Origin of the sequence: Streptacidiphilus sp. MAP12-16 (assembly GCF_041262165.1) — a bacterium.
GTDB lineage: Bacteria > Actinomycetota > Actinomycetes > Streptomycetales > Streptomycetaceae > Streptacidiphilus.
The window spans coordinates 69,131-94,351 of the sequence record NZ_JBGCBY010000029.1 but is presented as its reverse complement, the minus strand read 5'-3'; the positions used below and the strand labels follow the sequence as shown (position 1 = coordinate 94,351).

General features: G+C 72.3%; 30 protein-coding genes. 14 read left to right on the top strand and 16 right to left on the bottom strand.

Translation table 11 applies throughout. The features are described 5' to 3' along the window. Positions 1 to 100: 100 nt before the first annotated feature. From ABIA33_RS30545 to ABIA33_RS30535, 3 genes are all read left to right on the top strand, one after another. Complete coding sequence (locus ABIA33_RS30545; RefSeq protein ID WP_370085919.1) at positions 101 to 685, top strand: type VI secretion system tube protein Hcp; 585 nt, start codon at positions 101 to 103, stop codon at positions 683 to 685. 288 nt (positions 686 to 973) lie between these two features. After that, complete coding sequence (locus tag ABIA33_RS30540) at positions 974 to 1,456, top strand: luciferase family protein (protein WP_370085918.1); 483 nt, start codon at positions 974 to 976, stop codon at positions 1,454 to 1,456. A 200-nt stretch (positions 1,457 to 1,656) separates the two neighbouring features. After that, the gene (locus ABIA33_RS30535; protein ID WP_370085917.1) at positions 1,657 to 2,469 is read left to right on the top strand and encodes a putative protein N(5)-glutamine methyltransferase; all 813 of its coding nucleotides are present in this window, start codon (positions 1,657 to 1,659) and stop codon (positions 2,467 to 2,469) included. On the opposite strand, the gene ABIA33_RS30530 is transcribed toward ABIA33_RS30535, so the two are convergent. After that, a complete protein-coding gene (locus ABIA33_RS30530; RefSeq protein WP_370085916.1) occupies positions 2,466 to 3,401 on the bottom strand; it encodes an alkaline phosphatase family protein in 936 nt (311 codons plus the stop codon). The genes ABIA33_RS30535 and ABIA33_RS30530 overlap by 4 nt on opposite strands. A gap of 153 nt (positions 3,402 to 3,554) precedes the next feature. On the opposite strand from ABIA33_RS30530, the gene ABIA33_RS30525 reads away from it, so the two are divergent. Together ABIA33_RS30525 and ABIA33_RS30520 are read left to right on the top strand one after the other, a co-directional pair. Beyond that, on the top strand, positions 3,555 to 4,298 hold the full coding sequence (locus ABIA33_RS30525; RefSeq protein WP_370085915.1) for a PIG-L deacetylase family protein: 744 nt from the start codon (positions 3,555 to 3,557) through the stop codon (positions 4,296 to 4,298). Between the two features lie 315 nt (positions 4,299 to 4,613). Next, the gene (locus tag ABIA33_RS30520; RefSeq protein WP_370085914.1) at positions 4,614 to 5,258 is read left to right on the top strand and encodes a DUF2461 domain-containing protein; all 645 of its coding nucleotides are present in this window, start codon (positions 4,614 to 4,616) and stop codon (positions 5,256 to 5,258) included. A 40-nt stretch (positions 5,259 to 5,298) separates the two neighbouring features. Here the strand turns inward: ABIA33_RS30520 and ABIA33_RS30515 are convergent, their stop codons facing one another. Continuing rightward, positions 5,299 to 6,186, bottom strand: coding sequence for a UbiA family prenyltransferase (locus tag ABIA33_RS30515; protein WP_370085913.1), 888 nt, complete (start codon positions 6,184 to 6,186; stop codon positions 5,299 to 5,301). Positions 6,187 to 6,274: 88 nt separating this feature from the next. Between ABIA33_RS30515 and ABIA33_RS30510 the strand changes: the two genes are divergently transcribed. Genes ABIA33_RS30510 through ABIA33_RS30500 form a run of 3 tightly spaced genes read left to right on the top strand, consistent with a single transcriptional unit; the run spans position 6,275 to position 8,919 of the window. Further along, a complete protein-coding gene (locus ABIA33_RS30510; RefSeq protein WP_370085912.1) occupies positions 6,275 to 7,354 on the top strand; it encodes a type III polyketide synthase in 1,080 nt (359 codons plus the stop codon). Positions 7,355 to 7,361: 7 nt separating this feature from the next. After that, a complete protein-coding gene (locus ABIA33_RS30505; RefSeq protein ID WP_370085911.1) occupies positions 7,362 to 7,883 on the top strand; it encodes an isoprenylcysteine carboxyl methyltransferase family protein in 522 nt (173 codons plus the stop codon). A 10-nt stretch (positions 7,884 to 7,893) separates the two neighbouring features. Further along, the gene (locus tag ABIA33_RS30500; RefSeq protein ID WP_370085910.1) at positions 7,894 to 8,919 is read left to right on the top strand and encodes an NAD(P)/FAD-dependent oxidoreductase; all 1,026 of its coding nucleotides are present in this window, start codon (positions 7,894 to 7,896) and stop codon (positions 8,917 to 8,919) included. 6 nt (positions 8,920 to 8,925) lie between these two features. Here the strand turns inward: ABIA33_RS30500 and ABIA33_RS30495 are convergent, their stop codons facing one another. Continuing rightward, the gene (locus tag ABIA33_RS30495; protein WP_370085909.1) at positions 8,926 to 9,663 is read right to left on the bottom strand and encodes a zf-HC2 domain-containing protein; all 738 of its coding nucleotides are present in this window, start codon (positions 9,661 to 9,663) and stop codon (positions 8,926 to 8,928) included. Between the two features lie 264 nt (positions 9,664 to 9,927). On the opposite strand from ABIA33_RS30495, the gene ABIA33_RS30490 reads away from it, so the two are divergent. Next, positions 9,928 to 10,527: a hypothetical protein gene (locus ABIA33_RS30490; protein ID WP_370085908.1), complete on the top strand. Its 600-nt coding sequence runs from the start codon at positions 9,928 to 9,930 to the stop codon at positions 10,525 to 10,527. 49 nt (positions 10,528 to 10,576) lie between these two features. Next, the gene (locus ABIA33_RS30485) at positions 10,577 to 11,032 is read left to right on the top strand and encodes a hypothetical protein (protein ID WP_370085907.1); all 456 of its coding nucleotides are present in this window, start codon (positions 10,577 to 10,579) and stop codon (positions 11,030 to 11,032) included. 18 nt (positions 11,033 to 11,050) lie between these two features. Here ABIA33_RS30485 and ABIA33_RS30480 read toward each other — a convergent pair whose 3' ends face one another. After that, positions 11,051 to 11,839 carry a BTAD domain-containing putative transcriptional regulator gene (locus ABIA33_RS30480; RefSeq protein ID WP_370085906.1) on the bottom strand — a complete coding sequence of 263 codons (789 nt, stop codon included), beginning with the start codon at positions 11,837 to 11,839 and terminating at the stop codon, positions 11,051 to 11,053. Positions 11,840 to 12,079: 240 nt separating this feature from the next. Between ABIA33_RS30480 and ABIA33_RS30475 the strand changes: the two genes are divergently transcribed. After that, positions 12,080 to 12,364: a hypothetical protein gene (locus ABIA33_RS30475; RefSeq protein ID WP_370085905.1), complete on the top strand. Its 285-nt coding sequence runs from the start codon at positions 12,080 to 12,082 to the stop codon at positions 12,362 to 12,364. A gap of 56 nt (positions 12,365 to 12,420) precedes the next feature. Here the strand turns inward: ABIA33_RS30475 and ABIA33_RS30470 are convergent, their stop codons facing one another. The 11 genes from ABIA33_RS30470 to ABIA33_RS30420 form a co-directional block, all read right to left on the bottom strand. Continuing rightward, entirely contained in the window at positions 12,421 to 13,638 is a 1,218-nt protein-coding gene (locus ABIA33_RS30470; protein WP_370085904.1) for a hypothetical protein, read from the bottom strand. 155 nt (positions 13,639 to 13,793) lie between these two features. After that, positions 13,794 to 14,669 (bottom strand): maleylpyruvate isomerase N-terminal domain-containing protein, encoded by an 876-nt coding sequence (locus tag ABIA33_RS30465; protein WP_370085903.1) that lies wholly within the window; start codon positions 14,667 to 14,669, stop codon positions 13,794 to 13,796. A gap of 86 nt (positions 14,670 to 14,755) precedes the next feature. After that, positions 14,756 to 15,028: a hypothetical protein gene (locus ABIA33_RS30460; RefSeq protein ID WP_370085902.1), complete on the bottom strand. Its 273-nt coding sequence runs from the start codon at positions 15,026 to 15,028 to the stop codon at positions 14,756 to 14,758. Between the two features lie 88 nt (positions 15,029 to 15,116). Further along, the gene (locus ABIA33_RS30455) at positions 15,117 to 15,737 is read right to left on the bottom strand and encodes a hypothetical protein (RefSeq protein WP_370085901.1); all 621 of its coding nucleotides are present in this window, start codon (positions 15,735 to 15,737) and stop codon (positions 15,117 to 15,119) included. A 78-nt stretch (positions 15,738 to 15,815) separates the two neighbouring features. After that, complete coding sequence (locus ABIA33_RS30450; RefSeq protein ID WP_370085900.1) at positions 15,816 to 16,034, bottom strand: ferredoxin; 219 nt, start codon at positions 16,032 to 16,034, stop codon at positions 15,816 to 15,818. Next, positions 16,031 to 17,395 carry an NADH-ubiquinone oxidoreductase-F iron-sulfur binding region domain-containing protein gene (locus tag ABIA33_RS30445; RefSeq protein WP_370085899.1) on the bottom strand — a complete coding sequence of 455 codons (1,365 nt, stop codon included), beginning with the start codon at positions 17,393 to 17,395 and terminating at the stop codon, positions 16,031 to 16,033. The genes ABIA33_RS30450 and ABIA33_RS30445 overlap by 4 nt, the downstream gene beginning before the upstream one ends. After that, complete coding sequence (locus ABIA33_RS30440; RefSeq protein WP_370085898.1) at positions 17,392 to 18,129, bottom strand: ferric reductase-like transmembrane domain-containing protein; 738 nt, start codon at positions 18,127 to 18,129, stop codon at positions 17,392 to 17,394. Before ABIA33_RS30440 ends, ABIA33_RS30445 begins: the two co-directional genes overlap by 4 nt. Continuing rightward, a complete protein-coding gene (locus ABIA33_RS30435; RefSeq protein ID WP_370085897.1) occupies positions 18,126 to 19,064 on the bottom strand; it encodes an FAD:protein FMN transferase in 939 nt (312 codons plus the stop codon). The genes ABIA33_RS30440 and ABIA33_RS30435 overlap by 4 nt, the downstream gene beginning before the upstream one ends. Further along, positions 19,061 to 19,498 (bottom strand): hypothetical protein, encoded by a 438-nt coding sequence (locus tag ABIA33_RS30430; protein ID WP_370085896.1) that lies wholly within the window; start codon positions 19,496 to 19,498, stop codon positions 19,061 to 19,063. Before ABIA33_RS30430 ends, ABIA33_RS30435 begins: the two co-directional genes overlap by 4 nt. A gap of 160 nt (positions 19,499 to 19,658) precedes the next feature. Beyond that, the gene (locus ABIA33_RS30425) at positions 19,659 to 21,038 is read right to left on the bottom strand and encodes a sensor histidine kinase (RefSeq protein ID WP_370085895.1); all 1,380 of its coding nucleotides are present in this window, start codon (positions 21,036 to 21,038) and stop codon (positions 19,659 to 19,661) included. 6 nt (positions 21,039 to 21,044) lie between these two features. Then, positions 21,045 to 21,731: a response regulator transcription factor gene (locus ABIA33_RS30420; RefSeq protein ID WP_370085894.1), complete on the bottom strand. Its 687-nt coding sequence runs from the start codon at positions 21,729 to 21,731 to the stop codon at positions 21,045 to 21,047. 74 nt (positions 21,732 to 21,805) lie between these two features. Here ABIA33_RS30420 and ABIA33_RS30415 point away from each other — a divergent pair, with 74 nt between their 5' ends. Continuing rightward, the gene (locus ABIA33_RS30415) at positions 21,806 to 22,432 is read left to right on the top strand and encodes a methyltransferase (protein ID WP_370085893.1); all 627 of its coding nucleotides are present in this window, start codon (positions 21,806 to 21,808) and stop codon (positions 22,430 to 22,432) included. A gap of 72 nt (positions 22,433 to 22,504) precedes the next feature. Here ABIA33_RS30415 and ABIA33_RS30410 read toward each other — a convergent pair whose 3' ends face one another. After that, positions 22,505 to 23,233, bottom strand: a complete 729-nt coding sequence (locus ABIA33_RS30410) for a hypothetical protein (protein WP_370085892.1) — start codon at positions 23,231 to 23,233, stop codon at positions 22,505 to 22,507. 436 nt (positions 23,234 to 23,669) lie between these two features. Here ABIA33_RS30410 and ABIA33_RS30405 point away from each other — a divergent pair, with 436 nt between their 5' ends. Both ABIA33_RS30405 and ABIA33_RS30400 read left to right on the top strand, forming a co-directional pair. Further along, complete coding sequence (locus tag ABIA33_RS30405; RefSeq protein ID WP_370085891.1) at positions 23,670 to 24,374, top strand: transglycosylase SLT domain-containing protein; 705 nt, start codon at positions 23,670 to 23,672, stop codon at positions 24,372 to 24,374. A 103-nt stretch (positions 24,375 to 24,477) separates the two neighbouring features. Continuing rightward, positions 24,478 to 24,816, top strand: a complete 339-nt coding sequence (locus ABIA33_RS30400) for a hypothetical protein (RefSeq protein ID WP_370085890.1) — start codon at positions 24,478 to 24,480, stop codon at positions 24,814 to 24,816. Positions 24,817 to 25,221 lie beyond the last annotated feature (405 nt).

Genomic DNA, 25,221 nt, shown 5'->3' with positions numbered 1-25,221 from the left:
GCGTGGGCGACTTGTTGGATCATCGGGTCTTCTGGTCCGAGTACCTGGTTGACTGCGGGACGTACTGCCCGAACGTCCCAGAGAAGGATCAAAGCCACTCATGAGCCCACTGATGAAGCGCGGGGCGCTCGCCCTCGCGGTCGCCGCCGTGCTGACCGGAGCCACCCTGGCGACGGCCTCGGCCAGCGGAACGCCGGCCGTGTCGGCGAAGTCCCCGGCCGCCGCGCGGGCCGCGGCCGCCGGCACCGCACTCGCGCCGACCCTGCTGCTCCCCGACGGCCCCGGACACGATGTCAGCACGGTGCTGAGCTACAGCGGGGGCGCGGCCGGAGTGGGCGGGAAGAGCACCTTCGCGGATCTGACGATCACTCGGCTCGTCGACCCTGTCACCGTCTTCCTGCACCAGCGGGTGGCCACCCAGGCAACGCTGGCCAAGGGAGTCGCGCTGGTACTGACTGCCGCCGGCCAAACCCAGCCGACCATGACGCTGACCCTGGGCGGGGTCACCGTCTCCGCGGACCAGTTCTCCGGGGCCACGAGTGCCCCTCAGGAGTCGGTCTCGTTCCACTACTCCGCCATCGAGATCGACTACTACACGGCCAACGGCTTCGGTGGTTTCACCGACGCCAAGATGTGCTGGAACCTGAAGACGCAGACAGCGACCTGCCCGGCGCCCGTGCACTGACGAACACAGTCGGGGGATCTTCTGCGGCCGTTCGGCCCCGTCCCTGTTCCCGCCGGACTCCGGGTAGTGCTCACTGGTGGACAGCGCTGTCGCTGATGGGTCTGGATGTCGGCGCTCGCCGGGGGCTGTCGCACAGTCCCCCGGCACCGCGGGAGCCCCTGCTGTGGACGGGGCTCCCGCCCACTCCCACGTCGGCCGTCACTCTCTCGTAGGGCGATCCGGGGCGATCCGGGCGGTCCTCCGGTACATGGGGTAGCCGTCGGGCGACCACAGGGCCAAGATGGCCGCATGACGGCCGCCCGTCGCGCCATGGAACAACTGGAGACATGGCCCGACCTCACCAGCGCCCCAGCGAGCTGTGGCACCGGCGACGCCCTGCGCGCCGGTGCCAACGAGATCGTGCACTTCCATACGGGGCGCGACGCCGACCTCCACCTCACCAGCCACGCCATCGAGCGACTGCACGGAGAGCTGGACCACTCCACCGCCGTCCGGCTCCATCCCGGCTCCGAGTGGGCGACCGTGCACCTGGACTGCGACACCGACGCCGATCTCCTGATCACCCTGGTGAGCATGGCCCTCCAAGCGCACGAGACGCATCGGCCGGCCTCCGACCGGTCGTCCCCGGCGTCCTGCAACCTCGGCCGGGTCGAGATCATGCACGGCGAGCAGGGCCCGGCCGACGAGGAGCAGCAGGCCGTCCCAGGGTGGATCCACGTCCCCCGGTTCGCACGGCGACGGGGGCGAGCACAGCACCGCCGGGCGGCCTAGCGACCGGGGGAGCGATAGGTCGTGGGCGCAGTCGACCGGTTCGTGTCTGCTGTTAGAGTGTTCTCGACTTCAGCAGTGATCAACAGAGGAGGTGGGACCCATCAACGCTGTATCAGGCTGGGTGCTCCCCTCGCACTGCCGTGCGGTCCGTACGACCTAGGTGACCGCGGGAGCGCCCTCAGGCATCCCGAAAGGCTCCCATGTCGGCTTCACCGTCACTTGCCCCGTACTCCGCCATCGTCTCCAGGCTCCGCGCCGCCGGCTGCGTCTTCGCCGAGGACGAGGCGGAACTGCTCATCTCCACCGCACGCACCCCGGACGACCTCGCCGCGATGGTGGACCGACGAGTCGTCGGCCAGCCGCTGGAACACGTCATCGGCTGGGCTGAGTTCTGCGGTCTGCGGATCGCCGTGGACCCCGAGGTGTTCGTACCCCGTCGCCGCACCGAGTTCCTCGTCACCGAGGCTGCCGCCCTCGCCGGACCACGGGCTGTCGTCGTCGACCTCTGCTGCGGCTCGGGCGCGCTGGGCGCCGCGCTCGGCGCGGCCCTGGACCACCAGGTCGAGCTGTACGCCGCCGACATCGACCCGGCCGCGGTGCGCTGCGCTCGGCGGAACATCGGCAGCGACGGCCAGGTGTTCGAAGGCGACCTCTTCGAGCCGCTGCCCGCCACGCTGCGCGGCCGGGTCGACATCCTGCTCGCCAACGTGCCGTACGTACCCACCCGGGAGATCGCGCTGCTGCCCGCCGAGGCCCGGATCCACGAGGCGCGGGTGGCGCTCGACGGCGGCGCGGACGGACTCGACGTCCTGCGCCGGGTGACGGCCGAAGCGCCCAGCTGGCTGGCACCGGGCGGCCACCTGCTGTTCGAGGCGAGCGAGCGTCAGATACCCCAGGCGGTCGACGTCGTCGCCCGAGAAGGGCTGATACCGCGGGTCGCCGGCTCCGACGAGTTGGACGCCACCGTCGTCATCGGAACCAGGCCCGCGAGCCGGACGGGACCGGTCGGCTAGCGCTGCCAGGCATCCAGGACGGGCGTCACGGCGGAGCTGTCACCGGCGTGCGGGAGGCCGTAGGCGTCCTCCAGGGTGCGCAGCAGCCGGTAGTGGTCGAGGGTCTCGGCGTAGCTGCCGGGGCGGACCGGCTGGCCGACGAGGATCGTGGGGATCTGGTTGGAGTGGCTCTCGTCGTCCTCGTCCCAGGTGACCACCAGCAGACTGTTGTGGGTCCGGGCCCAGGTCGCGTACGCGCCCAGGCTCTGCTTCAGCCAGTCGTCGCCCTGCCGGACCGAGCCGTCGTGCATGTCGTCGTCGAGGTTGGGGATGACGAAGGACAGCGTCGGCAGCTGCGAGTAGTCGTGCGGGAACGCCGTCCAGGGCTGGTTCGCCGCGCTCGGCACATCGCTGAAGTTCACCCACGGGTTGTGCTTGCGGGCGTAGGAGCCGCTGTCGCAGCCGGTGAAGCCGGCGCTGGGCATGCTCTCGGAGTAGCCGGCGAAGCCCAGGCCCGCAGTGGTGAGTTCGGAGCCGAGGTCGGGTCCGGAGAAGGTGTGCGGGCAGGAGTCGTCGGTCACGCCCTGGGTCGAGCCGGAGAACAGCGCAAGGTAGTTGGGTTCGCTCGGATGGGTGATCGCGAAGGAGTGGGTGAACAGCGCGCCCTGCTGCGCGAGGGTGTTGAGGTAGGGCGCGTTCGTGGAGTCGCCGATGATCTGGCTGTACGAGTGGTTCTCCTCGACCACCACCACGACGTGGTCGGGTCGGGGCACCTGGACGCCTTTGGCCACGGCGGTGGTGGCGGACGTGCCCGGGTGGGGGGCGGTCGACCCGGTGCCGGACTGGCTGCATCCGGCCGCCGACGCGGCGAGGGCGACCGCGGTGAGGGCCACCGCGACGGCCAGGCGGGTGCGGCGGCGTGGCGGCTCGGCAGTCGCGGGATTCAGGATCACCCGTCCACTCTTCGCACCCGGGTCGGCGCGGTCAAGGACTTCCCACACGTGGCGTTCGTGCGACACGGCAGCGAACGCCGCCCGTCGCCGGTCCGACCGTCCTAGAGTCGTCAGGCAGGCCGGAGGGTGAGGACGCACCGGAAGGACGGAACCATGACCGAGCAGGCGCCGGAACCGTACGAGCCGATCGACGAGGACTGGCGGACGGCGCTGGCGATCGTCGCCCATCCTGACGACATGGAGTACGGGGCCGCGGCCGCGGTGGCGCGATGGACCTCCCAGGGCAAGTCCGTCGTCTACGTGATGGTCACCAGCGGCGAGGCCGGCATCGATTCCATCGACCCGGCCGAGTGCCGTCCGCTCCGCGAGGCCGAGCAGATCGCCTCGGCGGCGGTCGTCGGCGTCGACAACGTCGAGTTCCTCGGCCACCCTGACGGCGTGGTCGAGTACGGACTCGCGCTGCGCCGCGACATCGCCCGAGCGGTACGCCGGCACCGGCCCGACGTCGTGATCACCACCAACTTCCGCGAGACCTACGGCGGCACGTTCCCGAACCAGGCCGACCACATCGCGGTCGGCCGCGCGACCCTGGACGCCGTTCGCGACGCCGGGAACCGCTGGGTGTTCCGCGAGCTGCTGGCGGAGGGTCTCGAACCGTGGAACGGAGTGGGCCAGATCCTGGCAGCGGGCTCGCCGGACGGCCGGCACGCGGTCGACATCACCGACCACTTCGCTCAGGGCCTGGATTCGCTGAAGGCGCACGAGGCCTATCTGGCGGGCCTGGGCGGGGACATGGGGAACCCGGACGAGTTCCTGGAGTCCGTCGCCAGGATGGCCGGCACCCGGCTCGGCGTGCGGTACGCGTCCGGTTTTGAGGTCATCCGGCTGCGCATGTGAGCGTGGTCCGCGCTGGGGCTACGCCGCGTGGCGGCAGCTCGCCGCGATGGGGGGCAGCTCCGGGCCGAACGTTTGTGGGGCACCACGCCGGAGGTTGCGCGTGTGAGCGTGGTCCGCGGGGCGGCTGCGCCGCGTGGCGGCACCTCGCCGCGATGGGGGCAGCTCGCGGCCGAAGGTTTGCGAGGCACCACGCCGGACGGCAGGCACCACGCCGGACGGCAGGCACCACGCCGGACGGCGAGCGCCGCGCCACGCGGCGGAGCCGCTGGTGCCCACAGCCGCGAATTCCGGCCGGCAGGCCCTAGGCTCGTGCACGTGACCTTCAAGGGCTGGCCTGCTGAGGCACTGGAGTTCTACGAGGGCCTGGAGGACGACAACTCCAAGGTCTACTGGGCGGCGCACAAGGCCGCCTACGACGCCGACGTGCACGCACCGATGGTGGCGCTGCTGGAGGAGCTCGAGGGCGAGTTCGGCGAGGGCAAGATCTTCCGCCCGAACCGGGACATCCGCTTCAGCGCTGACAAGTCCCCCTACAAGACCGCGATCGGCGCGGTGCTGGCCGGCGGCGGGTACGTGCAGCTCTCGGCGCGGGGACTGGCGGCCGGCAGCGGCTACCACATGATGGCGGGGGACCAGCTGGAGCGCTACCGGCGGGCCGTCGCGGAGGACGGCACCGGGGAGGAGCTCCGCCGCGTGATCGCCGGGGTGGCGGGCCACGGGATCGAGGTCGGTGCCCGCGAGAGCCTCAAGAGCGCACCCCGCGGGTATCCCAAGGAGCACCCGCGCGTCGACCTGCTGCGCAACAAGGACCTGACGGCGTGGCGACAGTGGCCGGTCCAACCGTGGCTGGGGACGGCCGCCGCGAAGAAGCGCGTCGTCGACTTCCTGCGCGCGACCCGGCCGCTGGGCGCCTGGCTCGACGCGAACGTCGGCGAGACCACCCTCCCGCGCGGACGCTGACCCGCAGGTCCGCTTGGTCCGCTGGGCCCGCGCGGGGGCGTCAGGCCAGGGTGGTGCCGCGCAGCAGGAGCAGGGCGACGTCGATGCCGACCAGTCCCATGGTGGCCAGGAACGGAGCGCGGCTGGCGGGGTCGCTGCCGAGCGGCAGGACGGTGGCGATGCCCAGTGCCGCCGTCATACCGAGCCCGGCCCACCCGGTGACGCCCGGCGCTCCGGCCGGGCCGAGGACCAGGACGACGGAGGCTGCGGGCAGCACCAGGGCCGCCAGAGCGCGGGCGCCGCGTCGCCCCAGGCGCTGGGGCAGGCCGCGGACGCCGGCGGCCAGATCGGCGTCGATGTCCGGGAGGACGTTGGTGAGGTGCGCGCCCACGCCGAGCAGGGCACCGGCGCTCACCAGCCAGACCGGTGGCCAGGGATGGCCGGGGAGCCCGAGCGTGACAAAGGCGGGCAGCAGGCCGAAGGCGACGGCGTAGGGGAGCCAGGAGAGCAGCGTGCGCTTGACCCCGAGGTTGTAGCACCAGGCCGCGGCGACCCCGATCAGGTGCGCGGCGCCGGCGAGGAGCCCGCTGGCCAGCGACAGCGGGACGCACAGGATCACCGCGCAGCCGGCCGCGACGGCCACCGTGCGGGTCGGCACCGCGCCGGTGACGAGCGGCTTGTCGCGGCGGTGCGCCGCCGTGTCGCGTTCGACGTCGATACGGTCGTTGCTCCAGCCGACCGAGAGCTGCCCGGTGAGCACGGCCAAGGCGACCAGGAGGCAGCCGCGTGGATCGCGACCCGAGGCCGCCGCCAGGGCGGTGATCAGGGCGGTGACCGCCACCGTCGGGGCGGGGTGGGCCGCCCGTAGCAGAGCGAGCGCGATGCCGCCGTCCGCACCGCCGATCGTGGGCGTTGCTGCGGGCGTGTCGGGGGTCGCTTTGCTCTGCACAGCACGATGCTAGGTCGAAACCCGGCCGAGGAAATGCCACTGATGCCTGGTTCATGATATTTAGTCAGATTCCCCCTAGCATGGGGAGATGACGCGAATTGTCGCCGTCCATGGGGTGCTTCCCGAGCACCGGTACGAGCAGTCAGAGATCACCGAGGCGTTCGCCGCCATGTGCCTGCCGCCGGGGAGCGACCGCGGGGTGCTGGAACGCCTGCACTCGACCGCCACGGTCCGCACCCGCCATCTGGCGCTGCCGCTGGAGCGCTACGCGTCGTTGAGCGGCTTCGGCGAGGCCAACGACGCCTTCATCGGCGTCGGTTCGCGGCTCGGCGAGCAGGCGGTGAAAGGGGCGCTGCGGCAGGCCGGACTGTGCGCCCAGGACATCGACATGGTCATCTCCACGTCGGTGACCGGCATCGCCGCGCCGTCGCTGGAAGCCCGGCTGGCCGGACGGCTGGGGCTGCGGCCCGATGTGAAACGCGTACCGATCTTTGGGCTCGGCTGTGTGGCCGGCGCCGCCGGGATCGCCCGGCTCCACGACTACCTCCACGGCCGACCCGACCAGGTCGCGCTGCTGCTGTCGGTCGAGCTCTGCTCGCTGACCCTGCAACGGGCCGACGTGTCGGCGCAGAACCTGGTGGCGGGTGCGCTGTTCGGGGACGGTGCCGCCGCGCTGCTGGCGGTCGGCCGGGACCGCGACCGCCACGCGGACGGCAACGGTCAGGGGCAGCCCGCGCCCACCGTGGTGGCGACCCGCAGCCACCTGTATCCCGGCACCGAGCGCATGCTGGGCTGGGACATCGGTGACAACGGCTTCCGGATCGTGCTCGGCGCCGACCTGCCCGACCTGGTCCGCCGTCAACTGGGCGACGACGTCCGCTGCTTCCTCGACGACCATGACCTCAAGACCCAGGACGTGACAGCCTGGGTCTGCCATCCGGGCGGCCCCAAGGTCCTGGACGCCGTTCGCGACACGCTGGACCTGCCCTCCCGCGCGCTGGAACTGACCTGGCGCTCGCTGGCCGAGGTCGGCAACCTCTCCTCGGCGTCCGTACTGCACGTGCTCAGGGACACCCTGGCCCTGCGTCCGCCCCTGCCCGGCACGGCCGGACTCCTTCTCGCCATGGGTCCGGGCTTCTGCACCGAACTCGTCCTGCTCCGCTGGTAGCCGCGACATGATTCCCTACACCGTCCTGGTCCTCCTGGTCGCCGTCGAACGCCTCGCCGAACTCGTCACCGCCCGCCGCAATGCGGACTGGAGTCGCCGCCACTCGGGGGTGGAGCACGGAAGCGGCCACTACCCGGTGATGGTCGTCCTCCACACCGCACTGCTCGCGGGCTGCCTGCTGGAGACCTGGTCGGCCCACCGTCCGTTCCTGCCCGCGCTGGGCTGGCCCATGCTGGCCCTCGCCCTGGCGGCGCAGGCGCTGCGCTGGTGGTGCATCACCACCCTCGGACCGCGCTGGAACACCCGGGTCATCGTGGTGCCCGGACTGCCGCTGGTCACCGGCGGACCGTACCGGTGGCTGAACCACCCCAACTACCTGGCGGTGATCGTCGAGGGGGTCGCCCTGCCGCTGGTGCACACGAACTGGGTCACCGCCACCTGCTTCACGCTGCTCAACCTGCCCCTCCTGCTGACCCGCGTGCGCTGCGAGAACGCCGCACTCGCCGGCGCCGCACCGGCGCACCCGTGACCGGCAAGCCGTGATCGACCTGCTGGTCGTCGGCGGCGGTCCTGCCGGGCTCGCCACCGCCATCCACGCCGCACGCGCCGGGCTCGACGTGGTGGTCGCCGAACCGCGTCCCGGCCCGATCGACAAGGCGTGCGGGGAGGGGCTCATGCCCGGCGCCGTGAAGGCGCTGGCCGACCTGGGCGTCACGCTCGCCGGGCGGCCCATCCGGGGCATCCGCTACCTGGACGACCGGCATCGCGCCGAGGCGCTGTTCCGGGGCGATCCGGGCAGCGGAGTGCGGCGTACCGAACTGCACGCCGCTCTGGCACGGCGCGCCGCCGAACTCGGCGTGCCGGTGCTTCCGCTGCGTGTGGACGCGGTCCGGCAGGACGGCGACCGCGTCACGGCGGCGGGGGCCACCGGAGGGATCACCGCCCGCTACCTGGCTGCGGCGGACGGGCTGCACTCGCCGATCAGGCGTCGACTCGGCCTGGATCGCGCCGACCTGCGGCCGTCGCGATACGGCCTCCGGTGTCACTTCGCGGTCCGGCCCTGGACCGACTGCGTCGAGGTCCACTGGTCGCCGCGCGCGGAGGCGTACGTCACCCCGCTCGGCCCCGAGCTGGTCGGCGTCGCGGTGCTGACTTCGGAGCGCGGCCCCTTCGACGTCCATCTGGCGCGGTTCCCGGCCCTGGCCGGCCGCCTGCCGCCGGTTGCGGTCACCACGGTGCGGGGAGCCGGACCGCTGCGCCAGCGGGTCCGCTCACGCGTGTCGGGGCGGGTGCTGCTGGTCGGCGACGCCGCCGGCTACATCGACGCCCTGACCGGCGAGGGGGTCTCGCTGGCCCTCGCCGGCGCCGCCGAGCTGGTGCGCTGCGTGCGGACGGACACCCCGGACGCGTACGAGCCCGCGTGGCGCCGGGTCTCGCGACGGCACCGCCTGCTCACCGACTCGCTGCTGTGGGCCCGCGCCCGCCCGCTGCTCGCGCCGCGCATCGTCCCCGCAGCGGCCCGACTGCCTGCCGCCTTCACGGCACTTGTCAACCAGCTCGCCTGAGCCGGCTCAGGGATGAGGGATCTCCACCAGGAGCTGTCCGGAGTCGCTGACGACGTCCATCCTGGTGATGTCCTGCGGGCTGATCGAGGTGGAGGCCGGGATGCTGGTGCTGCGGGAGTAGCCGGAGGCCCAGCCGGCGGCCGTCTCGGTGCGGCCGTCGCGCGCGTGCACCAGCAGATGGCAGGTGATCCCCGAGGGCAGGCCGGTCAGGGTGAGCCGTACCTCCGTTCCCGAGGGCTCCGGCGTGAGGGTCGCGGTCGTCGACACGTGCGTGGACGCGTCGGTCGCGGACAGGGTGACCACGGGGCGGGCGTGGTCGTCCGCCGGTACCGAGGTCCCCATGTAGATGCCGATGGCCGTACCGAGGGCGGCGACCGCCAGCGCGGACGCGATCAGGTCCCGCCGGACGCGGGGACTGCGCGGACCGTGGCGTCGGCTGTCGTCCTGCTCGGTCCGGTCGCCGTCGTCCTGCTCGGCCCGGTCGAGGCCGCCGGGCGCTTCCACGGCGGCCTCGGCCGGTCCTGTGGCCGGCCCCGCGTGCGCTGGGGACGCGGTACCGGCGGTCGTCTCCGGCAACTCCTCGAACGGCGTGTGCCGCAGGAGGCCGGGCAGTGGTGCCATCCGGAGCAGCTCGGCGCGGCACAGGGTGCAGCCGGTCAGGTGCTGCTCGACCGCAGCACGCTCGGCCGGGTCGAGGGCACCGAGCAGGTAACCGCCCAGGGCGACGCTCTCACGACACTCCATCGTGTGGTCACCCCATCCCTGCTCCTGGCACGGACTCGGTTGTCGTGCTGCGTCTGGAATACGCGCGCCGGCCACCTGAGGTTCAATTCGCGCAGGTCCGGCGGGTGTAGGGGGGTCCGCGCGGAACCGGCAGCGGGACCGGGGGCACAGGTGAACCGGGGTCGGCCCGCAGGCGTACTTGGAAGTGCGGACCCGCCTCGCGCGGGCCGGTGGACCGGCCGCTCGCATCGGGCGCAGCGGCGATTCCAGCGGAAGAAGTCCGTCATGCCACGCGTCATCGCAGTAGCCCTGGGGGCGGCCGCCGTTGCGGTGCTGGCCGCCGCCTGTGGGAGTTCCACAACCAACGCGACGTCCTCGCCGTCGCCCTCCGCGACGTCCGCAGCGCCGTCGACGAGCAGCGCACCGAGCAGCGCGCCGCCGAGCAGCGCCCCAGCAGGCACCGGTGTCGCCGCCACGCTGCAGGCGCACAGCTCGGCCGAGGGGCAGATCCTCGTCGACGGTTCCGGTCGGACCCTGTACCTGTTCCAGGCCGACACCGGCTCCACCTCGAACTGCAACGGAACGTGCGCGAAGGCGTGGCCGCCGGACACCACCACCGGGCAGCCGAACGCATCCGGAGTCACCTCGTCCCTGGTCGCGACGAGCACCAGGGCGGACCACACGACCCAGGTCACCTACAAGGGCCACCCGCTGTACTACTTCGTGCAGGACTCCAAGGCCGGGGACACCAACGGTCAGGGCGTCACGGCGTTCGGCGGCACGTGGTACGTCGTCAGCCCGAGCGGTAACGCGATCACCACGATGGCCCCCGCACCTCCAGCGACCCCCACGCCGAGCAAGACCGGAGGCGGTTACGGGTACTGACGTCCGGCGTCGTGCCGAGGGTGCCGCCGTCGGCGTCCTGGCCGGGAGCGTGCTGCTGGTAGCCGGGTGCGCGGGCGGGCATCCGGGGACCGCGATCGGGCATCCGCAGAGCGCGGCCGGACATCCGGGGGCTGCCGCGTACCTAGCGATCGCCCGCGAGGGGAACAGCCGGCTGGAGATCGACTTCGACCGGCTCGGCGGCCCCGATGCCGCGAATCTCGCGGCGGCGCGGGCCGACCTGCGCGACGCCGCCGCCACGGAGCATCTGTTCGACCAGCGCCTGGCCGCCCTCGCGCTCCCCGCCCCGACCGACGCGGTGGCCCGTACGCTCGTCGCGGTCAACGAGTCGCGCGCGAAGCTGACCACCGAGGCGGCCACCGCCTCGACGTCGCCACACCGGCTCCAGCAGTACGAGCAGCGCCTGTCGGCCGCCAACGCCCCGGTCGAGCAGGCCGTCACCACGATCCGCAGCCAACTCGGACTGCCGCCGCCTGCGACAAGCTGAGATCGCTGGCGCCGCGCGTCAACAGATTGTCGAGGGACTGGGGAGCGGCTCCATGGGCGGCGGCTGCGCGGACTGGACGGCGGCAGGGTGGTCCAGGGTGCGGTCCTCGGCCAGGATTCGGCGGTGCAGGCCGCGCAGTTCGGCGCCGGGGTCGACGCCGCACTCTTCGGCGAGCAGCTGGCGGGCCCGGGTGTACGTGCTCAGCGCCTCCGCCCGGCGCCCGCAGCGGTACAGCGCGAGCATCAGCTGGGCCCAGATGTGCTCGTCCAGCGGATCGTTCGCGGCCATCGCCCGCAGCCGGGGCACGATCCCGTGGTGCCGGCCGACAGCCAACTCGGCCCGTACCAGCGAGCGTTCGGCGAGGCGCCGGCGGTCCACGAGATGGATGGTCTCCGCCTCCATCGCCGCAGTGGGCGGGAGGTCGCCCAGGACCGGGTCCGGCCACAGGTCCAGCGCCTGCCCGAGCAGCAGCGATGCGGTCTGCGGGTCCTGGTCGAGCAGTTGTTCGCCGTGATCGGCGAGGCGGCCGAAGTCGTGCAGGTCGAGCTCGCCCGGTTCGACATGGAGGGCGTAACCACCGGGATGGGTGCGCAGCCGGCTCCGGTCGTCGAGCAGACGCCGCATTCTCCAGACGTAGGTGCGCACCATTCCGCCGGCGGAGGAGGGATGGCCCGCGCCCCACAGCAGGTCGGCGAGCCGGTACGTGGCGACGGGGTGGTTGGCGTTCAGTAGCAGGATGCTGAGCAGGGCACGCTGTTGCGGCTGCGTAATGTCCAGCACGTGATCGTCGGCGGTGCGAATCTCCAAACGTCCCAAGATCCGAAATATCATTTTTCCCCCGGATTTCAGGTGTCTCGCGTCGGGCCGGAAGCGGGCCGACGGTGTCAACTGTCCACTCTCAAAGACGCTTTGGACGCGCGGATTGTTCTCGAACGCAGGACCGGTTCCACGGCGGGACGTTCCGTAGACGCCCAATAGACGCGGTGCTTCTAGGGTCGACAGTGGAGGTTCGACTCAGGACCTCACTCGGGGGAGAGGTGTGTCTTGATGAGCACGTGGACGCCCATATGGAGACCGGAGACCGACGATCCAGGCCTGCGGGTCGTCGCCCTGATCGCGGAGGTGGTCCCGATCCGGGTGGACGCCGCCGTGATCGTGCCCGAGGCACGGCTGGTCGAGGACCTGGGCCTCGACTCGCTGGCCAAGGTCGCGCTCGCGACCTGGATCGATGACGAGGCGGGACTCGAACCCGGCTACGGGTTCCAGGAGTTCGCGACCATGAATACCGTCGGCGACGTCCAGACCTTCTACCGCACGCTGCGCGGCGGCTGATCCGGCGGGGTTCTCGATAACGACCTGGCGAGCGATGGGGGTCGTGCGCGCGGTCGTTAGCCGCCCGGCGTCGCCAGGGCGTGTCGCCTGCGCTGGCGGCGCGCCGCCGTATGGGTGCGGCGGCGCGCCGGGCGGTTGGGCGAGAGCAGTACGAAGGCCGCGGACACGGCGACGAAGCCGAGACGGACCAGGCCCTGCGTGGAGGGGGAGTGGACCAGCAGCGCGGTGCCGTACAGGCAGGTCAGTGCGGTCCAGCTCCACCAGGGGACCAGCCGGCGCTGGCCTAGGGTGTCCCAGAGCAGGGTGCCGAGCAGGATGGCCGCGGTGTAGTAGGTGTAGACGCTGGGGTCGAGCAGGATCCGCGCGTCGGCTCCCAGCAGGACCACGGCGGGCCAGCGTCCGCGCCATACCGCCAGGGTGCCGAGGGCGAGGCCGAGCCCGGTCTGGGCGGGGCGGTCCCACCAGGGGGTGGTGGCAGCCTGTACGCCGAACCAGCGCAGCGCGGAGGCAGGCTGGTTGGGGATCGTGAAGCGGGCGGCGGCGAAGGAGCCCAGATCCCCGAGGTAGAAGGGGAGCCAGGCGGCGCCGACCACGGCCAGCAGGCTGAGCAGCGCGGGGCGCCAGGAGGCCCTGGGCAGAACCAGCAGCAGCGGGAGGAAGTTGACGGCCCAGGGCTTGGAGTCGACGGCCAGCGCCAGCAGTAGGGCGGTGGCGATCGGATGGTGCCGGACCAGGGCTCGTACCGCCAGAGTGGTGAAGAACAGCGCGAGCACGTCGTCCAGGTGCCCGAAGCGCACGGCGACCTCGGTCCACATGGGGACGAACGCAAGTCCGGCGATCAGCACCCGCTGCTGCAGCCGGCGGTGGTTGGTTCCGCTGCCGAGCATGTGGTCGGCGGCGGTCCGGCCGACCAGGACCAGCATGTAGAGGCCGAGGGCGGACATCAGCGCCTCGGCGAGGACCTCCCCGACCGCCGGGGGGAAAGGGGCGAAGAGCCCGGCGGTCAGGAAGCTGACCGGGCCCATCTGCAGTTCCGGATGGTTGGCGTACAGGGCCAGCCCTCCGCCCGGTACGCCCCCGAACAGCAACTGCTCCCCGGTCCGGACGTAGTGCCAGGACACCCCGCCGTGCGGCGAGACGACGGCGAACCACAGCGCGGCCCACAGAGTCAGCAGGACGTTGTGCCGGCGCACGGGCCACAGTCTGCGCCCCTCATGACCGGCCGTATCCACGTCGCTCTCCGCGTCGTACATGTGCCCTTCCTGGGAGATCACGGAGAGCATAGGGAGAGCGGGTAAGAGTTCGATCAGATGGTCGGCGTGGGAACGCGGTTGCAGGTAAGGCGGGGGAAAGTGCTCGCCGTGGATGAGCGTGTCGCCCTGATGGGCGATCACAATCGTGAGTGCGATTGTTCTCTGGCCGGTCGGTCTCAGGGCCTGCAGAACAGCTGCGGAAGCTGCGCGGCGATCCAGGGGCGGCGGCCGAAGGCGACGATCCGACCGGCCAGGGCCTGGCGCCAGGTGGGGGTCCGGCCGTAGCCGACGAGCAGGAAGGCCACCGGGTCCGCCCAGATGCGGCAGTCGACCCGCTCGCCGGGCGCTGCGGGTCCTGTGGTGACCGTGCCCGCGTCGAGCCTGACGACGAGGTCGGGTGTGCCGCGGGACGTACCGCGAAAGTTGATCCGGTAGGAGACGGTGGCCGCGCGGCCGGTGTCGCTGAGCATCAGCGGCAGCATCCGGGCGAAGACCTCGCGGGCGACCACGGCGGCGTCGGCGCGCTCGATGGGCCAGGGCGCGCGGGTGGTGCGGGCGATGTCCAGACCGTGGACCAGGAGTTCTCCCAGCGCCAGCGCGGTGAGCGTGTCCGGCGTCCGGTTCACACCAGGCCCGTACCAGGGTGTCTCCAACTGCGCGTCGGGGGCGAGTGCTTCGGTGGCCTCGAGGAATCCGGCGATGCCCTCCTCGATCCGCTGCTCGATCCGCCGCTCGATGCCGCTGGGCGGCGCCGTCGGGTCCAGGCCGGTGGCGGTCTCGGTGAACTCCCGTATGAGCGCGGCGTTCACGGTGGCCAGCCGGTGGTGGAAGTCGGGCTCGTCGGGCACATACCGGGCGAATCTCGCGCTGCTGCCGGTGGCCGCCTCGGTGAATCCCTGGAGGACGAAGCCGAGATGGGTCGCCACGTCGGCGACGCGCCAGTCCGATCCGGCAACCGGCGCGTCCGGATCGCTGCGCCGGAGCAGCTCAGCCAGCCTGGCCGCGGCCAGGGGCAGGGCGATACGCGCGGCGGTGCGGTCGGTCGGTTCCATGCGGGGGCCTCCAGGCGTCGGCAGAGCCTAGAAGCGCCTGGTCCACCCTGTCTACCCTTCGGTAACCCCGGTTCGAGGGGCTCGGCTCAGGAGGCGCCGGAGACGACCTGGCCCGGACCCGACCCCGCTGCCGGCGGCTGCGTGGGGGCCTGCACCGGCTGCTGCGGGTTCCCCTGCGTCGGTGCGCTCCTGAGGCCGGAGGTCGATCCGCTGCCGGACGCGGACTGGCCGGGCAGGCTGTGGGCGAAGACCGCGGCCAGTGCTGCGCAGAGCAGTACCCCTGCGGCTGCGGTTCGGCGGGTCCAGGACGCCGTACGTGCCAGGCCCTGGTCCCGTACCTGAGTGTATGGACTCCCCATGGTCGCCACCTCCAGCGGTGCCAGCTGTTCGTGACCAGTGTCCAGGAGCGCCCGTAGGCACCCGCTAAGGAAAAGGTGCAGGTCTGCTTCAGTGGGCGTTCCAGTGGGAGACCATCGGTGTCCCGGCGAGGGCGATGACCAGACCGGCGGCCAGCGACAGCGCCAGCAGCGTCCAGCGCACGCCGGTACCGCCGGGCCCGGCGGCGCCGTGGCGGGCGGAGCGGCGGCGCAGGTCGGCGCCGACGAGCCGGGGCAGCCGCCACAGGTACGCCAGCACATGCACGGTCATCAGCCCGGCCCAGCACACGAAGCTCGCCTTGTGCAGGAACAGGACCGGGACGGGCCCGGCGTCGCGGCCCAGCAGGCCCAGTGCCACACCGGTGGCCAGGACGGCGACGCTGGAGGCCACCAGCAGGGGTGCGAGCAGTCGCAGCGGCAGGATCGGAGGGCCTTTGCGTCGATAGGCCGGAGCGCCGGTGTAGTAGCGGAAGAAGCGGTAGCCGGTGGAGCCGAGCTTGAGGCAGACCGGGCCGATCAGCAGCAGGCCGATGAAGAAGTGCCAGGTGAGGAGTTGACGCAGGAACAGGATGGTGACGCCTTCGGCGGCGAAGAGCGGGAGCAGCAGTGCTCCGGTGGTTGCGGTGAGTCGCTCGTTGCCCTCTGGTCCGTGGTCTTCCGGAACGGTCGGGTTGCTGCTGAGCGGGGTCATGCGTGCGTCCTTGCCCTCGTACCGTCCGGCCCTGGTGAGTTGATCAGCAGTGTGTCCGATCCCTGACTAAGAACCGGTTCAGCCCGGCTTGGGTGCCTTGTCCAGGCGCAGTGCCAGGACCGGACAGGCGGCGACGGCACGGCGGGCGTGGGTGAGCAGGTCGGCCGGTACGGCCGGGTCGGGTATGACGGGGTATCCCCACTCGTCCAGGCCGACGAGTTCGGGCAGCAGTTCGGCGCACAGGCCGCGGCCGTCGCAGGTGATGCGGTCGATGCCGAGGCGGCGGGCGGCGGTCACTGCCAGCCCTCCTGGTCCGGTCCCGGGGCGTCGGGGATGCGGATGACGGGCCGGTTTCCCGCGGCGGCGCAGGGCCCTGCGGACAGGTGGCGGTCCACGTCGTGGGCGAAGGCCTGCAGCGCGCTCGCGGCGAGGCGGGAGGCCCCGTCGGGGTGGCGGCAGGCGCCGCGCCCGGGGAGCAGGCCGACATGGCGCTGCAGCCGGTCGTACTGGTCGTAGTCGGGGCGTCCCCAGGCGAGTTGCGCGAAGTCCTCGGCGACGGCGGGCAGTCCGAAGAGGCAGGGGCCGCACTGGCGGGCGCTCTGGGCCGCGAGGTAGCCGAGCACCCGCGCGGTCTCGGCAAGGCCGCAGGCCTTGTGCGGCAGGGCGACCAGGACTCCGGCGCCCGGTCCTGCCCCGGCGGCGGCGAGCGCGGACGTGGTGAACGGCGTGCGGACGGCAAGGTCGGCCGGGAGCCAGTTGCCGAAGAACCCGCCGACGAGGACGGCGCCCAGCGACTGTGCGGCGCCCCCGGCCGCGTCGAGCACGGAGCCGATGGGCGCGCCGAGCGTGATCTCGTAGACGCTGGGGGCTCGGACGGCGCCGGACACGGTCACGAGCGTGGTTCCCGGCGCGTCGGCGGTGCCGCTGCTGCGGAACCAGCGCGGGCCGTAGCGGGCGATCAGGGCCAGGTGGGCGAGGGTCTCGACGTTGTCGACCAGGGTGGGACGGCCGTCCACGCCCTTCTCGAAGGGGCGCGGCGGGGTGGCCATCGGGCGGGCGTCGCCGCCGTTGAGCCAGCGCACCAGGGAGGTCTCCTCACTGGACACGTAGTGGTGCGGCAGCGAGTGGAGCTGGACCGGCAACGGGTCGATCCCGGCTCGCCGGCGGTCCTCGACCGCTTCGGCCAGGCGGAGCCGCTGGGCCTCCCGGCTGCGGGGCAGGCAGAGGTGGACGGCGGTGGCGCCGACGGCCGCAGCCGCCAGGGCGGCGCCGTCCAGGACCAGGTGCGGGGCGAGGTCGAGCAGCGTCTCGTCCTTGCGGCTGGCCGGTTCGCTCTCCATTCCGTTGGCGACGACCACGGCGGTCCCGCGCGCCTCGGCGACCGTCCGCAGTTTGCGGCCGGTCGGGAAGGCGGCACCGCCTCGACCGGTGAGCCCGGCCTCCTCGACGGCTCGGATCAGTGGTGTGCCCGAGCGGCGGTCGCGCGGCAGCGGGGGCGGACCGTAACGGCGCAGATGTTCCGTCAGATCGGCCGGCACGCCGGTGCTGAACCAGCCGTCCAGGAGGCGGCTGCCGTACGGGCCGTTGGGGCCGTCGACCGGTGCGTTTGGTCCGCCTTCGGTTCGTTCGGCGTAGACGGTCTCGGTTTCCCGGTTCACAGGGTTCCTTCCGTTCGCACGACGGAGCCCGCCGGGTCGGCGGACCCGAGTGCGACCGCCGGGGCCGGTCCGGCCGCCCGCTGGGCCCAGCCCGGCTTGAGCGGGCCGCCCGCCAGGAACACGGCCAGCAGCAGGGGGACGGCCAGCGTGGCGAGGCCGCCCCAGAGTCGGGCCGCACGGTGACCGGGTCCCGCCCGGTACAGCCGCCACCAGACGGCGGCGACCACCGCGGCCAGACAGCCGACGTAGAGCACGAGTTGCAGCGAGAGCTTGGTGTCCGTCCCGGTTCCGGCACCGTGGAACACGGCGAGCGGCCAGCAGGCGTAGGCCAGCCAGTGCACGGCCTTCCAGCGCCGCAGGCCCATCCGCAGCCGGATCGCGCTGGTCGCCAGGATCGCGAGCAGCAGGTCGAACGCCAGGGTTCCCAGACCCAGCCAGAGCGTCCGATACGAGGAGGCGAACGGCAGCAGCGCGTCCAGCCAGGTCAGATGGACGAAGGTGTCGGCGATGGCGGTGACGATGTGCAGGGCGAGGAATGAGAGCGAGAGCAGGGACAGATTCCGGTGCAGGGTGCTGATCTCGAACCGGGCGATCCGCCGGGGCGCGTACTGGCCGCTCACCGCGATGCCGAGCACGACGGTGGCGGTGAGAAGCAGCAGCGCGACCGTGCCGCCGGCCCGGGTGGCGTACCAGAGCGGGCTGGGTCCGGCGGCGAGCTGGATCGTTCCGGTCATGGCCGTGCTCCCTCCGCGGGCCACCCGCACAGGGTGGTCACGGACCCGTCGACGCGGACCAGCCGGGCCGGCAGCGCCGCGTCTCGCAGCCAGGCGAGCGCCTGCTCGCCCAGGACGATCGCGGCCGTGCTCGCGGCGTTGGCGTCCACGCAGCTCGCCGCGGCGACGCTGACGGTCCGCCAGACCGGAGGCGGCACGTCCCCGGTGGCGGGGTCGACGATGTGGTGCAGGGCGCGACCGCCGCGCCGCCAGGTCCGCACGCTGGTGCCCGAGGTCGCCAGGCCGCCGCTGCGCACGACCACGGTCGGGCCGGACCGGGGTGACGAGGCGGCGTGGTCGTCCGCGATCTCCACCTGCCAGCCGTCGAGCGGGGCCCGGCCTGAGGTCGACAGGTCCCCGCCGAGGCTCACCAGGACCCCGCATCCGGCGGCCCGGGCGGCCCGTTCCGCCGCCCGGTCCGCGGCCAGCGCCTTGGCGGTCGCTCCCAGGTCCAGGCCGGTACCCGCGGGCAGCCGCAGGCGCCGAACGGCGGGGTCCCACTCGACGGTCCGCCACCCCGCGGGCGGGACCAGGGCAGCGGGCCGGACGTCCTCCGGGCGCACGGATGCGAAGGTCCGGTCGTAGCCCAGGGCTGCCAGGGCCGGACCCACCGTCGGATCGACCGCGCCGTCGGTGAGTTCGGCCGCGCGCAGGGCCGCATCCAGCGCCTGGGCGAACAGCGGGCCGACCGTGACCGGGCTGCCGCCGGCGGCGTTGGCGCGCGAGAGCTCGGAGTCCGGACGGAAGCGGCTGCAGGCGAGGTCGATCGCGGCGAGTTCCTGCTCCAGGACCTGTCGAGCCGGGGCTGTCCGATCGGGGTCGGCGACCACGAGGACGGCGGTGGTGCCCAGGGCCGGGAAGCTGGTCGTCGCCGGCCGTGCGGTGGAGACCGTCATGACGCACCCGATTTGGTCGGTTGTGGTTGCGGCTGCGGCGCCTGGGTCGTCGGCGGGGCGAGGGTGGGGGGCTGGACCGGGGGTTGCAGGCTCGGTGTCGGCGCTGCGGTCGCTCGGGGGGCCCGGCTGGTCGGGCCGGCCGAAGGGGTGCGCGCCTTTGTCGCCGTCGGCGTGGGCGGACCCGAGGGTGTGTTCGAGGGCGCGCGCAGAGGAGTCCGCAGAGGAACCGGCGACGCACTGGGTGCCGAGGGAGTGGTGCGCGGAGCTGCTGCGGCTGTGGTGCCGGGGAGCCACTTGGCGTATCCGGTGCTCAGCACCACGGCGCCGGCTGCGGAGGCGACGGTGATGCCGATGGTGGCGAGGCCGACCCGGCGCAGTCCTCGGTCGCGTCGCCGGATCGCTCGGACGCCCGGGACTCGGTCGGGGTGAGGCATGGCGGCACTCCTCGCGCGTCGACAACCGGACGCTCATGAGATGCGTCCGGTCTCCAGGTTCGGGGACGGACGGTCGGGAACCCGTTCAGAAATCCTTCGCAACCGGTAAAGGTCCGGAGAGAGCGCAGGTGGGAGGCCCCGTGGTGAGTCCTGATCCGTGTCACTCGGGCGGCTTGGCGAGCGAACGGCGGGCCGGGGGGAGTTCCAGGACCACGGTCAGTCCGCCCCCAGCGGTGTCCTGCAGGCGGGCGGTGCCGCCGTTCGCGGTCACCAGCCGGTGCACGATCGCCAGGCCGAGGCCAGTACCGCCCGCCTCCGGGTTCCCGAAGCGCCGGAACGCCGACTCGCGCGCGTCCGCGCTCATTCCCGGACCGTCGTCGATCACTCGAAGATGGACCGTTCCGCGCCCGGAGGAGCCCGGAGCCACCGTCCCCTGGATACGCACCCGTCCCCCGTGCGGGACCGCGTCCAGCGCGTTGGCCAGCAGGTTGTCGAGGACCTGCTCCAGATCACCGGGACCGAGATACGCATTCAGCCCTTGTCGGCAGCGGGCGGTGAGCGCCACCTGCCGCTCGGCGGCCAGCGGCTCCCAGGCGGCGACCCGCTCCGCGACCACCTCGTCCACGCGCACCAGGACCGGCCTGGGCACCGCGCCCTCGGCTCTGGCCACCGCGAGCAGCCCGTCCACCAGGCGGGACAGCCGCGCGATCTCCTCCTGGGCGCCGGCGAGCTCCACGGCCGCCTCGCCGTCGACATCGCCGGCGAGTAGATCGAGCCGCAGTCGCAACGCCGTGAGCGGGGTCCGCAGCTGGTGCGAGACATCCGCGATCACGGTCCGGTGGCCGTGCACCAGCGCCTCGGTCCGCGCGGCCATGGTGTTGAACGTCGCCGCGAGCCTGCGCACCTCCTGCGGCCCGCTTCCGGCCGGCGCCCGCACCTCCAGCGTGCCCTCGCCGAGTTGCTGGGCCGCGCGGTCCACTGCGTGCAGCGGGCTGCCCACCCAGCGGGCCAGCCTGACCGAGACCAGGGTTCCGGCGAGGAGCCCGCCGACGCCGATGAGCGCGAGCCAGCCCCACACGGCCGCGATCCGATCGTTCAACGGATCGAGGGAACGCACCAGCACCGCCACGCCGACGGGGTCTTCGGCGTCTCCGATCGGTGTCGTCACGGTCAGCCGGTTCTGCGCCTGCTCGGAGTGGGTCTGGCGGTTCGCGAGCGTGCTCCTGACCAGAGCGGGGACCGCGGTCGCTGTGGCGTCGCCGCACGAGGTGCGCGCGATCACCTGGGCACCCGCGTTGTAGATGGCCGCGCAGTCGCCGTCATGCTGTGCCGCGTCGAGCAGGTGCAGCATGTTCGCGTCGGACTTGTTGTCGGAGAGGTGCTCCTCGGCGGCGGAGGAGAGCGCTCGGGCGCTCGCCTCGGCGGTGCTGCGGAACGAGGTCTGCTCGCGTTCGGTCAGCAGCCAGCCGAGCGGTACGACGGCCAGCACCAACAGAACCGTGACGAGCACCAGTACGGTCAGCGCGATGCGTCGGGTCACGGCCGGTCAGCCCAGCTCGCTCAGACGGAAGCCCCGGCCGTAGACGGTCTCGACCAGACCGGGCACGCCGAGCTTGCGGCGCAGCGCCGCCATGTGCACGTCCAACACCTTGGTCGGGCCGTACCAGTGCGCGTCCCAGGCCCGCTCCAGGATCTCCTGACGGGTCACCACCCGCCCAGGGTCGGCGGCGAGGCACTCCAGGATGTCGAACTCCTTGGGGGTCAGCGCGATCTCCTCCTCGCCGACGGTGACCTTGCGGGTGCGGGGGTCCACCGTGAGCGGCCCGTGGCGTAGCAGCTCCGGTACGGCCGGGCGGGTCCGGCGCAGCACGGCCCGCATCCGGGCCAGGAGTTCGGCCAGGCCGAAGGGCTTGACCAGGTAGTCGTCTGCGCCCTCGTCCAGGGCGGAGACCCGGTCGCCCTCCTCGCCGCGTGCGGTCACCACGATGATCGCGGCATGGGACCGGCGCCGCAGCAGGCGGCAGACCTCGACGCCGTCGATGTCCGGCAGGCCCAGGTCGAGCAGCACCACGTCGGGCACAGGGTCGGCGGCCAGAGCCGCCCGGCCGGTGTCGACGCTCTGCGCGTGGTACCCGGCCCGGTCCAGGCCCCGCACCAGCGAACGGGCGATTCCTGGATCGTCCTCTACCACGAGCACCCGTACGGCGCCGAACTCGGTGCTCATCTCCTGCATGCCCACAGCCTAGGCGGCCTCGGAAAACGCGTGCACCGACCGCGGTCGCTCCCCAGGTCGTTAGGGTTCGGCTCATGGACTGGCACGCGTGGCACGACGACTACGACCGACCGGACTCCGTGCTCGAGCGGCGGCTCCGGGCGGTCCAGGGGCGGATCCGGATCGCTCTGGACACCAGTCCTCCGGGACCGCTCCGGGTGGTCAGCGCGTGCGCGGGCCAGGGGCGCGACCTGCTCGGCGTGCTGGCGGAGCACCCGCGCCGCGCGGACGTCAGCGCGCGGCTGGTCGAACTGGACCCGCGCAACGCGGCGGCGGCGCAGCGCACCGCCGAGGCCGCGGGCCTCCGGCAGGTCGAGGTGGTGCGCGGCGACGCCGCGTCGACCACCCAGTACCAGGGCATGGTCCCGGCCGACCTGGTACTCATGTGCGGGGTGTTCGGCAACATCTCCGACGCGGACATCGAGCGCACCGTCGCCCACTGCACGCAGTTGTGCAGGGGCGGCGGCACGCTCGTGTGGACCCGGCATCGCAGGCAACCGGACCTGGTGCCGCAGATCTGCCAGTGGCTGGACGAACGCGGCTTCGAGCAGGTGTGGCTGTCCGAGCCGGACGCGGGCTTCGGCGTCGGGGCGCACCGGTTCGCCGGTGAGCCCCAGCCGCTGCCCCCGAGCACGCGCATGTTCACCTTCGCCGGAGCGTGACGCGACCTGACGTGACATCAGCTCGGCTGCGGACAGGGCTGCAGACCGCCCAGGATCCGCCTCGGATCCGCTTCAGACCCGCTTGAGGTCCGCGGTGAGCGTGGCGACGTCGATGCCGTTGACCGTGCCCGCCTCCTTGTACTCCTGGGACATGACCGCCCAAGCCTCGTCGGAGTAGGTGGACCACCAGTCCCAGGCCACCTGCTGGACCGCACCCCAGGTGATCGCGTAGAGCCAGTCCGCGTCGTAGCCCAGCAGCGGGATCGCGTGCCCGCCTTCGATCGGCTGCTGCTGCCAGCCCGGGTCCAGGGTCCACGGCTTTCCGTTCTGGAACTGCTGCTGCGCGTTGGAAGGCACCTGAATGCCCGCGTAGACGCCGCCGAAGAGCGAGATGGTCTGCTTGATCGCCGTCAGGTCGTGGACGTTCACCGGCGCGTACGCGACCACGCGGTTGCCCCAGAGTCCGCCGCGCTGCCAGGCCTTGAGCACCTGGGCCTCGACCAACCCGGTGTCCTTGCCGCCGGAGAGTTGCAGGTACTCCGCGACGACCTCCTTCTCGGTCGGGACCGAGTCCGTCTGCTTGGTCTGCGCGTTCCAGGACTGCAGCAAGTGCGCGGCGGCGGCCATGGTGCAGTCGCCGTACTGGTCGTTGCCGTCCATGGGCCAGGAGGCGACGTTCGTCGCCCAGTCCACCGCCGTCGGCGGCGCGGGCAGCGGAGCCAGGGCGTAGTCGGTGAAGTCCTTGAGCGCCACCGGAAACTGCGGACCGAGCTTTCCGTACATTCCTGCGACACGAGTCATTTCTTCTCCATCCGCTCGTACGTTTATCCGAATGGTGGGGGGTCCATCCGGAAATGCAGGGGCGCATACCAAGTTTCCAGATCAGCGGGATTTCTCCTAGTACATCGGCGATTCCCGGCGGCACATTTTCGTCTGCCCGTGGAATCGGCGGTACGCATGCGCGAAAGAGGGTTCTCTGGTGCTGATGGGGTAGCCCCGTGATCGGGCGTTTCGTGCGGCCCAGCGCCAGGGCGGCACACCCACCGCGACCGGGTTGCGGGAGCTGACACCCCTGCCTGTGGAAGCAGGCAGGGCATAATCGCGGATGTGAACTCACCTGACCAGCGGCAGCCTGGCACGACGGGATCTACGGCTTCGGACGACCCGGCCACCACCGTCGAGCGCATGTTCCGCGAGGTGCAGGGCACCGACGCATCAGGAGGCCGGCAGGTGGGGAATGGCGGAGCGTAGCCGGCGTTGGAGCTGGGTCGTGCTGGCAGCGGTGGTCGTGGCGATCGGCTGGGCCGCGCAGCACGGCGGGCGCGGGGCCGGTACCGCCGGATCGCCGACGGCCGCGTCCTCGGGCACTGCGACGGGATCCGCGTCCGGTTCGGCGACGGCGCGGCCGTCGGCGGGCGCAGCCGGAGACCCCGCGCCCACCGTCTCGGCCGACCCGTACGACCCCGCACGCTTCGCCGCCCAGGTCGTCAGCTCCGCGCGCCGGGCCGGGGTGGGCCCGCAGATGCTGATGGCCATCCTCTACAACGAGTCGTACAAACCGCACGACCCGGCGCTGGAGCGCGCCTGGCAGCGGCTCAAGCCGGATGCCGCGTTCGGTATCGCCAATATGCACAAGGCCACCTTCGACGACACCAAGAAGGGCCGTGACTTCGCCGGCCGCGACTGGCAGCAGCTCCCCGACGATCCTGCTCTCGCGATCGAGGCCGCGGCCTGGTACCTGCACGACCTGGCGGCGCAACTGCCCGCGCACCGGTCGAACGGATACACCGAGGACGAACTGCTCGCCCTGGGATACAACACCGGCGCGTCCAACATGCGCGCGTTCGCGCGCGGCGTGAAGCTCGGCTCGATGGCCCAGACCTACCTGGACCACCTCCACCAGAACTGGGCGACTGCGGCGGTGGCGGTCAAGGGACACTGACGCGCCCAGGTCGTACTGTTGGATTGCGGAGTCGGCTGGTCTGCGGAGACGGCGCAGGGCAGGCGCGCTTCCCCGCACCGACCTTCCGCTGAGGAGGCGCACGATGAGCAGGCGCACCATGACCGGGTCCGGCGCCGGACGCCCGACCCCTGAAGCGGCCACCGGAGAGAGCCGGGAGCGCCACGCCGCGGAGCTCATCCTCGCCGACGTCTCCGTCCGGGGCCTGCCCGCGCTGACCCACGTTCTGCTGGCCGCGATGTCCGGTGACCAGGACGCAGCGCGGATGACGGTGGGCGCGCTGCTGCGTGCGATGCCGGGTGCGAGCTGGTGGGACGCCCACGACCAGCTCACCCGCGCCGGGATCAGCGAGGGCTGGACGGTCGGCGAGCTCGACGCGGTCCAGCGCAGCATCCTGACGCGCAGCCTCGGCCACCTCCCCTAGCAGGGTGCCGACGATCCAGGCCGGGCTCGCGCCGCCCTGCGCTCGCGACGCCAGCGGCTCCGCCGCGGGCGCTTGCCGCGTTGTCTCCCCCCGCCCTTCGGGCGGGAGGTGCCCCCTGGTCGCCCTCTACCAACCAGGGTTGGCTCCCTCCTCCGCCTTGCAATCTAAGACCGACCGGCAAATGCGGGGCGGCGTCGCGGGTCGAGGGCTCTCGCCTGGCCGGGTTGTCGTCAGTCGCCAGTGCTCCGCAATGGCTCCTTCCTCCGCCCCGCCCAGACTCGGCCCTCGACCCCCTCCTTCACCCATCCCCCATTTGCCGGTCGGTCTAAGCCGCACGACGCCGCTCCCTGATCCGGGCACCCGGAAGTAGTGCACGGCGGCGGAGACGATCCGGTGCGGGCGACC